The sequence below is a fragment of the Sphingobium sp. genome (genome assembly GCF_049304695.1).
Taxonomy (GTDB): domain Bacteria; phylum Pseudomonadota; class Alphaproteobacteria; order Sphingomonadales; family Sphingomonadaceae; genus Sphingobium.
This window is the reverse complement of sequence record NZ_JBAQOK010000007.1, coordinates 1-11758: the sequence shown is the minus strand read 5'-3', so window position 1 is coordinate 11758 and position 11758 is coordinate 1. Positions and strand designations below refer to the sequence as shown.

Annotated in this window: 9 protein-coding genes; 4 read left to right on the top strand and 5 right to left on the bottom strand. The window is 62.4% G+C overall.

All coding sequences use genetic code 11. The features are described 5' to 3' along the window. Positions 1–16 precede the first annotated feature (16 nt). Positions 17–625 (bottom strand): TetR/AcrR family transcriptional regulator, encoded by a 609-nt coding sequence (locus tag WA070_RS00535; protein ID WP_422632272.1) that lies wholly within the window; start codon positions 623–625, stop codon positions 17–19. A gap of 115 nt (positions 626–740) precedes the next feature. Here WA070_RS00535 and WA070_RS00530 point away from each other — a divergent pair, with 115 nt between their 5' ends. Next, complete coding sequence (locus WA070_RS00530; RefSeq protein WP_422632433.1) at positions 741–1925, top strand: acetyl-CoA C-acyltransferase; 1185 nt, start codon at positions 741–743, stop codon at positions 1923–1925. A gap of 201 nt (positions 1926–2126) precedes the next feature. On the opposite strand, the gene WA070_RS00525 is transcribed toward WA070_RS00530, so the two are convergent. Next, positions 2127–2378 carry a hypothetical protein gene (locus WA070_RS00525; RefSeq protein ID WP_422632271.1) on the bottom strand — a complete coding sequence of 84 codons (252 nt, stop codon included), beginning with the start codon at positions 2376–2378 and terminating at the stop codon, positions 2127–2129. 101 nt (positions 2379–2479) lie between these two features. On the opposite strand from WA070_RS00525, the gene WA070_RS00520 reads away from it, so the two are divergent. Further along, positions 2480–3166: a CDP-alcohol phosphatidyltransferase family protein gene (locus tag WA070_RS00520; RefSeq protein ID WP_422632270.1), complete on the top strand. Its 687-nt coding sequence runs from the start codon at positions 2480–2482 to the stop codon at positions 3164–3166. Positions 3167–3400: 234 nt separating this feature from the next. On the opposite strand, the gene WA070_RS00515 is transcribed toward WA070_RS00520, so the two are convergent. Genes WA070_RS00515 through WA070_RS00505 form a run of 3 tightly spaced genes read right to left on the bottom strand, consistent with a single transcriptional unit; the run spans position 3401 to position 9088 of the window. Then, positions 3401–4768, bottom strand: a complete 1368-nt coding sequence (locus WA070_RS00515; protein ID WP_422632269.1) for an efflux transporter outer membrane subunit — start codon at positions 4766–4768, stop codon at positions 3401–3403. Then, positions 4765–7914: an efflux RND transporter permease subunit gene (locus WA070_RS00510; RefSeq protein ID WP_422632268.1), complete on the bottom strand. Its 3150-nt coding sequence runs from the start codon at positions 7912–7914 to the stop codon at positions 4765–4767. Before WA070_RS00510 ends, WA070_RS00515 begins: the two co-directional genes overlap by 4 nt. Positions 7915–7924: 10 nt before the next feature. Continuing rightward, positions 7925–9088: an efflux RND transporter periplasmic adaptor subunit gene (locus tag WA070_RS00505; RefSeq protein ID WP_422632267.1), complete on the bottom strand. Its 1164-nt coding sequence runs from the start codon at positions 9086–9088 to the stop codon at positions 7925–7927. A 359-nt stretch (positions 9089–9447) separates the two neighbouring features. On the opposite strand from WA070_RS00505, the gene WA070_RS00500 reads away from it, so the two are divergent. Both WA070_RS00500 and WA070_RS00495 read left to right on the top strand, forming a co-directional pair. Continuing rightward, positions 9448–10203 carry a response regulator gene (locus WA070_RS00500; RefSeq protein WP_422632266.1) on the top strand — a complete coding sequence of 252 codons (756 nt, stop codon included), beginning with the start codon at positions 9448–9450 and terminating at the stop codon, positions 10201–10203. Then, complete coding sequence (locus WA070_RS00495; protein WP_422632265.1) at positions 10200–11564, top strand: ATP-binding protein; 1365 nt, start codon at positions 10200–10202, stop codon at positions 11562–11564. The genes WA070_RS00500 and WA070_RS00495 overlap by 4 nt, the downstream gene beginning before the upstream one ends. Positions 11565–11758 lie beyond the last annotated feature (194 nt).

Below are 11758 nucleotides of genomic sequence, written 5' to 3'. Positions count from 1 at the left end.
CATGAGAAAAGGGCGATTATTTTCCTGGCCACATGGCAAGGGTCGTGTCGATCAGCTGGGTCAGGCGTTCGGCCGGAACGCCCGCGCCTGCCTGAACGGCCATGCCCTGCATGACGGTGGAAAGATAACAGGCCAGCGCCTGCGGCTCGACACCGGGGGGCAGGTCGCCCTCCTGCCTGGCGCGCTCCAGCCGCTCGACCATGGCGCGGTCGGACGAGGCGCGGCGCAGCAGGATTTCGTCGCGGATACATTCGGCATGGGCAGTGCCGCCGACTGAGGAAATGACGCCCATGCAGCCAAGCGGATCCTTGCCACCGGTCTGGATCGCGAGCGCGCCACGCAGCAGACGTTCAGCAACGCCCTTGGCTGTGGGCGCTTGCATCGCGGATTGGACATAGCATAGCTTGTCGCGCTCATAGAGGTCGAGCGCTTTGCGGAACAGGGATTCCTTGTTGCCGAAACAGGCGTATAGGCTGGGTTTGGTGATGCCCATGGCTTCAGTCAGTTCGGCCAGGGACGCGCCTTCATAGCCGCGCCGCCAGAAAACCTCCAGCGCGGCGGCCAGGGCTTCTTCAGGGTCGAACTCGCGCGGGCGACCTCTTGCAGGAGCGGGTGCTATTTCCATACCGGTCAGTATATAGTGCGGACGCGCGATGTGTCCAGCCCCCCCCGGTCGGACGCGTGCAGTTGATATGCGCGCCGGGAACGCTGATATAGCGCCGATGGACAGGGAGAATATGATGCAGGACGACCCAGTGGTTATCGCCAGCTACGCCCGCACGCCGATGGGCGGGTTTCAGGGAATATTGTCGGGGATGACAGCGACGCAGCTTGGCGCGGCGGCGGTAAGGGCGGCGGTCGAGCGTGCTGGCGTGGACCCGCAGGGTGTGGATCGCATCTATATGGGGTGCGTGCTGCCAGCCGGATTGGGGCAAGCGCCTGCGCGGCAGGTGGCGATTGGTGCGGGACTTGGCCTCAATACCGAAGCGACTACGGTCAACAAGATGTGCGGATCAGGCATGCAGGCCGCGATCATGGCGCATGAGTCGCTGGTCGCTGGCACGGCGGATGTCGTGATTGCAGGCGGGATGGAGAGCATGACCAACGCGCCCTACGCGCTGCCCAAGCACAGGTCGGGCGCGCGGATCGGCCATGATCGCATCATCGACACGATGATGATGGACGGGCTGGAGGATGCCTATGAACCGGGCAAGGCGATGGGCGTATTCGCCGAGGACGCGGTGCGCGAGTATCAGTTCAGCAGGGCCGATCAGGATGACTATGCGATACGATCGCTGGAGCGGGCCAATGCGGCGATCAGCAGTGGCGCGTTCGTTCGTGAAATTACGCCGGTAACCGTCAAAGGCCGAAGCGGCGACACGATTGTGGATACCGACGAACAGCCGGGCAAGGCCCGGCCAGATAAGATACCGACTCTGAAACCTGCCTTCGTCAAGGATGGTACGATCACGGCGGCGAACGCATCGTCCATTTCCGACGGTGCGGCCGCGCTGGTGATGACGCGCGCCAGCATCGCGGCGGATCGTGGGATGCAGGTTGTGGCAAAGGTGGTAGCGACGGCGGCCCATGCGCATGAACCAGCCAAATTTGCGACCGCGCCAGTTCCCGCGATGCGAAAGGTGCTGGCCAAGGCGGGATGGGCGGTGGAGGATGTCGATCTGTTCGAGGTCAACGAAGCCTTTGCCGTCGTCGCGATGATTGCAGCGCAGGAACTGGGCATCCCGGCAGACAAGTTGAACGTCAATGGAGGGGCGACGGCGCTGGGTCATCCTATCGGCGCATCAGGCGCAAGGATCGTGGCAACGTTGATCGCCGCGCTGGAGGCACGTGGCCTGAAGCGCGGCGTCGCAAGCCTCTGCATCGGCGGCGGAGAAGCGACGGCTATGGCGATCGAACTGGTTTAAGCGACACCAACGAAAAAAGTCAGATCGTTGCGTGAGAATTTCCCTTAGGGATGCGTAGCCTTTTGCTACGGATGCAATATTTGCAACTGCAACGACTTCGTTCGCACTTGCAGCATCATGCAATCCCGGTCAGAAGGAGCGTGCCTTTCAGGCATCCTCTCCTAAACTTTTCAGGGCTGGTCATTCGACCGGCCCTTTTTTTTAATCTTCGTCAGCGGAGGATTCAGCAGGCCTGCCGCGCCATTCGCAGCCTTCATCGAGATAAGCCTCCAGTTCACGCCAGTGTCGGTCCCATCCGGGGCCACGGCGCGAGACCGGCACTTCCTGTTCGACCATCATGCGCGCTCGCCTGATAGGATTGGCAGGGCGCTGCTCGATCCGATCGACGATGTCGCGCACCTGCTGTGGCGGTTGCTTGGTCAATTCCGATACTCCCGCCCGTCGCGCTGCCATCGGGCGCTTTGCGCGGGCAAGCCGGTGCAATGCAATATCTTTATCGACGACATGATCCAACGGACGATTGTCTATTAGTCATGATTTCGTCATAAGACGCCATGACATTGCCCTCTGGCCCATCTTCACCACCGATCGACCGCATCCAGCAGAACGTGCTTGCCGCTTCGGAACGCAAACTCCTCAATTGGTTGTGCGCCCGAATGCCTGCCTGGGTCACGCCGGATCTGCTGACTGGCGTTGGCATGGTCGGCGCAGCGGCGATTTTTGCAGGCTATGCTGCCAGCGGCCTGCACGTTGGCTGGCTGTGGCTGGCGATCGCCGGTTATGGCATGCAATGGTTCGGCGACTCGATGGATGGCAGCCTTGCGCGTTTTCGCCATATCGAACGGCCATCCTATGGCTATTTCCTGGACCATAGCTGCGACGGTCTGGCCACATTGCTGATCCTGGCGGGGATGGGGGCCAGCCCCTACATCCGCATGGACGTGGCGCTGGTGGCATTGGCGGGCTATCTGCTGTTGTCGATCCACGCCTACCTGGCCGCGCGGGTCATGGGGGAGTTCAAATTATCCTATCTTTCGGCTGGCCCCACCGAACTGCGCCTGCTGTTGATCGGCATGACGCTGGCAATGATGATGCTGGGGTCAAAACCGGGTTATTTCGGCGCAGTGTCGGGCTTTGACCTGTTCGTCGGCATCATCGCGGCGCTGCTGGTGCTGTTGTTCATCATTCAGACGCTCAGCACGGCCAAGAGGCTGAACATCTCGGAACGCAAAAAGCCTTAAGTCAGGCTGGAGCCGGGAAAGGCGTCAGGGTTCCTGATCGTGACGGCGCACGATCAGCAGCAATTGATTGATCCGCGTCTCATCCTGCACCCCTGCCGCAAAGGCTTCGCATAGCCAATCCAGCCATCGCATGAAAAACAGCATGGCATCCTCTCCTCTTATTATTCACTCATCCTATCATATTTGCGCCGGGAGAGAAGAGGGGCTTTTGCGCAAGAGATAGTGCGCAAAATCCTACTGATCGGCGGCGATGGCGCGGTAGAGTGAAACCCGGTTGCTGACGAGCGCTAGCTGAGTCGCGATCGCGGATTGCCGGGCGGAATAGAGCGAGCGCTGGCTGGTCAGGGCGGTCAGAAATGTATCGATGCCTGACCGATAGCGCTGCTGCGCCAGATCATAGGCCCGCTGGCTGGCAATCAGCAATCGCGCCTGCGCCTGACTTTGCGCATCAATGGTCCCTTCGCGGGCGAGCGCGTCTGCAACTTCGCGAAACGCGGTCTGCACCGCCTTTTCATATTGTGCGACGTACAGGTCGCGTTGCGCCTTGCTAAATTCCAGATTGCCGCGTGCCGGGCCACCGAAAATCGGCAGGCTGGCCGAGGGAGAGGCGGACCAGGCAAAGCCATTGCCGGTGAATAGGGAAGATAACGCCGAACTGGCCAGTCCGATCGCCGAGGTCAGGCTGATGCGGGGAAACATCGCCGCGCGGGCTGCGCCGATATCCGCATTGGCGGCTTTGAGTTGATGTTCGGCCTGCAACACGTCGGGGCGCAGCAGCAGCATGTCCGATGACAGGCCGACGGGTGCCTTGCCAATGCCAGCGGCCAGAGCGTTCAGCGATATCGGCAGCAATGCGGCTTCCACCGGGGCGCCGACCAGCAGGTCGATGGCATTGCGATCCTGCGCGACCTGCGTCACGTTGGCTGCGACGTCGGACGCGGCCTGTTCGACTATCGTCTGCGCCTGATACACGTCCAGCTTGCCGGACAGGCCAGCGCCGTTGAGCGAATTGTTCAAGGCCAGGGTCCGCTGTGCGTTCGCCAGCGTGTCGCGCGCCACGGCAAGCAATTCCTGATCCGCCGCCAGCGTCGCATAGGCATTCGCGGTTTCCGCGATCAGGGCGATCCGCGTCGATCGCGCGCCTTCTTCCGTTGCGAGATAGGATTCCAGCGCTGATTGACTGAGGTTGCGCAGGCGCCCGAACAGGTCGATTTCAAATGCGCTGAAACCGACATCCGCGCTGTAGCTGTTGCGGCGGGTGTCGTCCTGTCGCGCAAAGCTGGCCGATGCGTCGCCGGTTATGGTTGGCAACTGGGCGGCACGCTGGACACGATATTGCGCGCGGGCCGCCTGCACATTGGCCAGCGCCGCGCGCAGGTCGCGGTTGTTGGCCAGCGCGCGTTCGATGACGGTGCGCAGGCGCGTGTCGCTGACCAATGTGGTCCATGGCAGGCCTGGCATCGCGACCGGGGTGGCTGGTGCATAGGCTTCACCCGTCGGCAGCGTCGCGGGGACCGGAGGGGCAGGGCGCACGTAGGTCGGGGCCATGTTGCAGCCGGTCAGCAGGATTGCGGCCGTCAGCGGTGGAATTGAGCGGGTCATGCAAGCACTCCAGTGCCCGGCTCGACGGGTTCGGCCTCGTCACCCTTGTCGTTGCCGAACAGACGGGCGATCGTGACGAAGAAGAGCGGCACGAGGAAAATGGCCAGTAATGTCGCGGTCAACATACCACCGACCACCGCCGTGCCGATCGCGACCCGGCTTTGCGCGCCAGCGCCCGTGGCGATGGCGAGCGGGATAACGCCAGCGATAAAGGCGAGGCTGGTCATCAGGATTGGGCGGAACCGCAGTTTTGCAGCTTCCAGTGCTGCGGACATGGCATCCTTGCCCTCTCTGTGCGCGAGTTCCGCAAACTCCACGATCAGGATCGCATTCTTGGCCGCAAGGCCCATGGTGGTCAGCAAGCCAACCTGAAAATAGATGTTATTTTCCAATCCGCGCGCCCAGACGGCGATGACCGCACCGACCAGACCCAGGGGAATGACCAGCAACACCGCCAGCGGAATCGACCAGCTTTCATAAAGAGCGGCGAGGCACAGGAACACGACCAGTATCGACAGGCCGTAGAGCAGCGGCGCTTGTCCGCCAGACAATTGTTCCTGATAGGACAGGCCGCTCCAGGCGTAGGTGGTTCCTGCGGGCAGTTGCTTCTGCAGGGCGACGATCCGGTCCATCGCGTCGCCCGAACTTGCGCCTGCCCCGGCCTGTCCCTGAATTTCATAGGAGGACTGGCCATTGAAGCGGGACAATGTCGTTGGTCCCATCGTCCAATGCGTCGTGGCAAAGGCGGAAAATGGCACCATCGCGCCCGTGCTGCCGGACCGGACCATCCAGTTGTCGAGATCAGTCGGGAGCGCGCGATAGGGGGCGTCGGCCTGCATATAGACGCGCTTGACCCGTCCGCGATCGACGAAATCATTGACGTATCGGCTGCCCCAGGCGGATGTCAGCACATTGTCCACATCGCTTTGGGTCAGGCCCAATACCGCCAGCTTTTCGGAGTCGATGTCAACCTTGAGCTGCGGCGTGTCCTCCAGCGTGGCGGCGCGAACGCCTGCGAGTGTCGAATCCTTTTGAGCGGCGGCGATCAGTTGATTGCGCAGTTCCAGGAAGCGCTCACGGCTGAGGCCACCGCTGTTGAGCAGTTCGAAGGTGAATCCGTTCGACTGGCCAAGGCCACGAATCGCAGGCGGCGTCATCGCCAGAACCTGCGCGTCGCGGATGGCCGAAAGCTGTTTGGTTGCGCGTCCCACGATGCCGTTGGCGCTGTTATCCGCGCCCTTGCGATCATCCCATGGCGCAAGGTTGATGAAGCCCTGCGCGGTATTTTCGCCCGAACCCTGAAAACTGAAGCCGACCATGATGAAGGCGAAGGAGACGTTATCCTTTTCATCGGTCAGGAAATAATTCTGCACCCGGTCGGTCGCGGCGGCCGTGCGGCTGGATTTCGCGCCGGCGGGCAGCGTTATCTGCACCATCACCTGTCCCTGATCCTCCACCGGCAGGAAGGAGGAGGGGAGGCGCACGAACAGGAGGACCAATATGGCCAGGATCGCGACATAGCCGATCCAATAGAATTTACGCCGGTTCAGCACCGTTTCGGTGCGGCGGATATAGCCATTGGTCAGCCGTTCGAACCAGCGGTTGAACTTGCCCGACCAGCCCCTGGTGCGCTGTTCTTCGGCAATCGGTTTGAGGATCGTCGCGCACAGAGCGGGCGAGAGGATCAGCGCGACCAGCACGGACAGCAGCATGGACGATACGATGGTGATCGAAAACTGGCGGTAGATGACGCCGGTGGAGCCGCCGAAAAAGGCCATGGGCAACAGAACGGCGGACAGGACCAGCGCGATGCCTACCAGAGCGCTGCCAATCTCCTGCATGGACTTGATCGTCGCATCGCGCGGGGAAAGCCCTTCCTCCTCCATGATGCGTTCGACATTTTCGACCACGACGATGGCGTCATCCACCAACAGGCCGATCGACAAGACCATGCCGAACAGGGTCAGCGTATTGATGGAATAGCCAAACAGCGCCAGCACGCCAAACGTCCCCATCAACACCACCGGCACGGCGACCGCGGGCACCAGCGTGGCGCGCCAGCTTTGCAGGAACAGGAACATAACGATGACGACCAGGACGACCGCCTCGATCAGCGTCTTGATGACCTCCTCCACCGACAGTTTGATGAAGGGGGTGGTGTCGCGGGGATAGACGACCTTGTAGCCATGAGGCAGGTTTGACGACAGTTCGGCCACCCGCGCCTTGACCAGTTCGGCGGTTTTCAGCGCATCGGCACCGGGCGACAGTTGCAGCGCCATGCCAGACGCGGGATGGCCGTTCAGGCGCGCCGCAGTGGTGTAGCTTTCATTCCCCAGTTCGACGCGTGCGACATCAGACAGATGGACGATCGACCCATCACTCTGCGTCTTGACGACGATGTTGCGGAACTGTTCGGGCGTCTGGAGCCGGGCGCGGGCCGTGACCGTGGCGTTGATCTGTTGCCCCTTCGGGGCAGGATCGGCACCGATCTGACCGGCAGATACTTCGACATTTTGCGCCGAGATCGCACTTTGGACGTCGGACGGCATGAGCTTGACGGTGGCCAGTTTATACGGGTCCAGCCAGATGCGCATCGCATATTGCGACCCGAATATCTGGGTCGCACCGATACCATCGATGCGGGCGATCGAATCCTGGAAATTGTTAACCAGATAATCCGATATGTCGGCCTGCGTCGCCGTGTCGGTGTCGTCGTAAAGGCCCACGAGCATCAGGAAGTCGGTTTGCGATTTGGTGACGGACAGCCCTTGTTGCTGCACCGCGTTGGGCAGGCGAGTGAGCGCCTGTTGCACGCGGTTCTGCACCTGTACCTGCGCCGTGTCGGGATCGGTCCCTTTCTCAAACGTGACGGTGATCCGCGACTGCCCGGTCGCCGACGAGGATGAAGAGAAATACATCAGCCCGTCGATGCCGGTGAGCTGCTGCTCGATCACCTGTGTGACGCTGGTCTCAACGGTATCGGCCGCCGCGCCGGGATAGGTTGCGCTGATCCCGACGGAAGGGGGCGCGATGTCGGGATATTGCGCGATCGGCAACGACCGCATTGCTCCAGCGCCTGCGAGCATGATGCCGATAGCGATGACCCAGGCGAAAATCGGCCGGTCGATGAAAAAGCGACTGAGCAAGGCGGCGCTCCTACTTCGTGGCCGGAATCGCGACGGGCTTTACGACGTCGTTGGGCTTCACCTTGTCAGTGCCCTCCACGATCAGCCTGTCGCCAGCTTTCAGCCCTGCGGTGATCAGCCATTTGTCGCCGATCGCCTGACCCGCCGTCACGATCCGCCGTTCGACCTTGTTCCCTTTGTTCAGGACGAGCGCGGTGGCGTCACCCTTGGGATCGCGGTTGATGCCTTGCTGCGGGGCCAGGATGGCGCGCGGAACGACCGCCTGCGGGGCGACGACACGTACGAACATGCCGGGCATCAACAGTCCGTCAGGATTGGGGAATTGCGCACGCAAGGTTACCGTGCCGCTGTTGACATCGACGATGGGTTCGGCGAACTCGATCCGGCCTGCCTGCGGATAATCGCTGCCATCGTCGAGTTTCAGGCGGATGGTCGCGCTGGCCGCCAGCGTCTTGCCCGCCGCCAGCGATCGGCGCAGAGCCATGATCTGCGTGCTGGATTGGGTGATATCGACATAGATGGGGTCGAGCCGCTGGATCGTCGTCAGCGGATCGGTCTGGCTGGCGGTCACCAGCGCGCCGGGCGTGAAGAGAGTGCGGCCGATCCGTCCGCTGATCGGTGCGCGAACCAGCGTGAATTGCAGATTGACGTTGCTGGTCTGAAGGCTGGCGCGGGCTTGCTGCACGGCGGCGCTGGCCTGACGGGCGGTAGCGATCACGTCGTCGCGATCCTGCGCACTGACGGCTTCGCTGTCCACCAGTGTCTGATAGCGTTTCGCCTTGGCCTGCGCAGCGACCGCCGTCGCCTGCGCATTGGCAAGGTTGGCCGCCGCCTCGTCGCGCGATGCCTGGTACAGGCGCTGGTCGATCTGGTAGAGCGGCTGGCCAGCGGTCACCATCTGGCCTTCCGTGAACAGCCGCTTCTGGATGATGCCCGCCACCTGCGGACGCACTTCCGACATCAGGGTCGATACCGTGCGGCCCGGCAGTTCGCTGGCGACCGTCACGTCCTGCGTCATGAGCGTGACGACGCCAATCTCGACCGGTCCCTTTTGCGGGGGCTTCTTTTCACCGCATCCCGCGATCAACAGACTCAGCGCCAGCGCAGCGACGCCCGTCAAACGGACGCTCGATCGCCCGAAGGAGGCAGGCGAGAAAGAAGAGGGCGGGGTCATGGCGATACGCATTCCTTGGCAGGCTCGTCCGGGCAGATGCAGTTTACCAAGCGGAGCCATGCGACGCGCGGCGTGGCATTACAGAGGAAACCGACCAGGCGCACGGGGGAGGGGGGACGTGCGCTGACGGCGGGACCGGCTTTGCCGATCGATCCGGGAAGGATCGAGCGCGCGTCGCATGGACTCCACTTGGCGTCGGCAAGGGGGCTGCCGACGTCTTCCTCTTCGCGGCAATGCCGACAACATTCTAGGCCAACTATCTGTCCGCATGACCCGGCTTCGTATCGCTTTGTATCACCCTGTAACATGCTGCCAAGGGAGGCAGACTCTTTGCGTTCCTACCGCTAAAAGGGTGTTTCATGCCCGATCCAGCCTCTTCCCAACCCACGCCGTCCAGCGCCGCAACCATCGTAGTGGTGGATGACGACGCGGATATTCGCGAACTGATCGTCGGGCAGTTGGCGCAGGAAAATTATCACCTGCTGTCTGCGTCGACGCTGGGGGAGTTGCGGCAGATATTGAGTGCGACGGCGGTGGATCTCATCGTCCTCGACCTCAACCTGCCCGATGGCGACGGACTGACCCTGTGTCGTGAATTACGGGCAGACGGCACCGAGGTACAGATCATCATGGTGACGGCGCGGGGCAGCGCCATCGACCGGGTTCTGGGGCTGGAACTGGGTGCGGACGATTATCTGACCAAGCCGTTCGAACCACGCGAGTTGCTGGTGCGCATTCGCAACCTGCTGCGACGGTCGCGCAGTGAGACCGTCATACGTGGCGGCGGTCGCGCGGGTGCGACGCGCTACGCCCATTTCGGGCCATGGCGGCTGGATCTGGTCCAGCGGCGCTTACTGGCCCCGGACGACCGGCTGGTCATGCTGTCGTCGGCCGAATATCGGCTGCTGTGCCGATTCATTGATGAACCCAATGTCGTGCTGGGCCGCGAAGCCCTGCTGCCCGAACGCCGCGCTACTGCCGCCTTTGATCGTTCGATTGATCTTCAGGTCAGCCGATTGCGGCAGAAGCTGGCCGATGCGCCGGGGGGCAGCGAGTTGATCCTGACAGTGCGGGGCGAAGGCTATGTTCTGGCAAGCAGCGTGGCTTATTCATGATCGCGCGCGGGGTCGATCGGGTACGCGCTTTTTCGCGGTCGATGGCGGGGCAGATTTTCGTCATCCTGACGCTGGGCATGTCGACCGCCGCGATCATCGCCCTGCTCGTGGCCGAACAGACGCGGCGCCATGATTTCGAACGGGTCCGGCGTCAGCGAGTCGTCGCCAGCGCCGTGGATATCGCCGACCGTTTTCATCGCGATCCCCGCCGCATCGAAAAGATGATGGCCACGCACGCGATCATGGGCGCAGGGCCAGCGCCCGACGGTGTGGCATTGAGCGATCCCGATTCCGCCGTTCAGGCAATATTGACCGAACGTTTCGGTATGGGCGCGCAGCCGGAAGCGGGGCAGGTGCCGGTGGGCCTGTGCTTCCCAAACAGATTTGACAGGGAAAAGGCGGCCGGTTTGGTGGGGGCGCCACGGCCGGACTGCTGGGTCGTACGCTTTACGGATCGTCACGGGCAAAGGCGGGCGATGGCGCTGACCTTCCCGCGCATGGTCAAGCCGTCGAGCACATTGTTCAACCCGCTTTACCTGATCGTCATCGTCGCAGCGTCAGCGGGTCTCGCCATATTGGTCGCGCGGTTCGTGTCGAAGCCGCTGCGGCGGCTGGAGCGGGCGGCGGAGGCGTTTTCGGTATCGCTCGATCCTGAAGAGATACCGGAAAGCGGGCCGGAGGAAGTGCGGGCGGCACTGTCCACTTTCAACCTGATGCAGCGGCGGGCGCGGGCGGGCTTTGCCGAACGCACGCAGTTGCTTGCGGCGATCAGCCATGATCTGCAAACGCCGCTGACGCGGTTGCGGTTGCGGCTCGAACTGGTCGAGAATGTCGAGTTGCGGTCGCGCCTGATCCAGGATCATGAAGCGATGCAACGGCTGGTGCGCGAAGGGCTGGACCTGGCGAGCAGCACCGAGGCGCGGGAGGAATGGTCTGCGCTCGACATCGACTCCCTGCTGGCCAGCATGGCCGAGGATGCCGAGGAACTGGGCGCACCGGTGCGGTTCCTGTCGGGGTGCGGCGGGACGGTGCGGGTCAAGCCCAACGCGCTGACCCGGTGCATCGCCAATCTGGTCGACAACGCCGTCCGCTATGGCGGCAGCGCGGACATGAGTTGCGCGCGGGTGGGAGGCAGGATGCTGATCCATGTGCGCGATCATGGTCCGGGCATCCCGGTCGATCAGCTGGATCAGATGTTCGAACCCTTTACGCGGGGCGTGAGCAGCCAGCCGGGCGGACGGCATGGGACCGGCATCGGGCTGACCATCGCGCGGGCGCTGGCGTTGAGTTTCGAGGCGTCGGTGCGATTGCGCAATGCCGAGGATGGCGGGCTGATCGCGACGATCGATATAAAGGCTTAAGGGGTTGGAAGGCGTGGTAATTTCCAGAGTGAGGACCACAGGTTTTACGCATTTTTGAAAGTCGTAATGTTTGAGCTGCTTAGAAAAGACACTATCTCCGCTAGATAGAAATGACACCATTTATAGCAGCAGGGTCTGCGCGGAGCCATCCGCCTAGCGCAGCGCAGACCCTGCTGATGGCGTGACATTGGTGG

Coding starts and splice junctions, on each gene's coding strand:
- WA070_RS00535 (WP_422632272.1), bottom strand. CDS start 625: ATGGAAATAGCACCCGCTCCTGCAAGAGGTCGCCCGCGCGAGTTCGAC.
- WA070_RS00530 (WP_422632433.1), top strand. CDS start 741: ATGCAGGACGACCCAGTGGTTATCGCCAGCTACGCCCGCACGCCGATG.
- WA070_RS00525 (WP_422632271.1), bottom strand. CDS start 2,378: ATGGCAGCGCGACGGGCGGGAGTATCGGAATTGACCAAGCAACCGCCA.
- WA070_RS00520 (WP_422632270.1), top strand. CDS start 2,480: ATGACATTGCCCTCTGGCCCATCTTCACCACCGATCGACCGCATCCAG.
- WA070_RS00515 (WP_422632269.1), bottom strand. CDS start 4,768: ATGACCCGCTCAATTCCACCGCTGACGGCCGCAATCCTGCTGACCGGC.
- WA070_RS00505 (WP_422632267.1), bottom strand. CDS start 9,088: ATGACCCCGCCCTCTTCTTTCTCGCCTGCCTCCTTCGGGCGATCGAGC.
- WA070_RS00500 (WP_422632266.1), top strand. CDS start 9,448: ATGCCCGATCCAGCCTCTTCCCAACCCACGCCGTCCAGCGCCGCAACC.
- WA070_RS00495 (WP_422632265.1), top strand. CDS start 10,200: ATGATCGCGCGCGGGGTCGATCGGGTACGCGCTTTTTCGCGGTCGATG.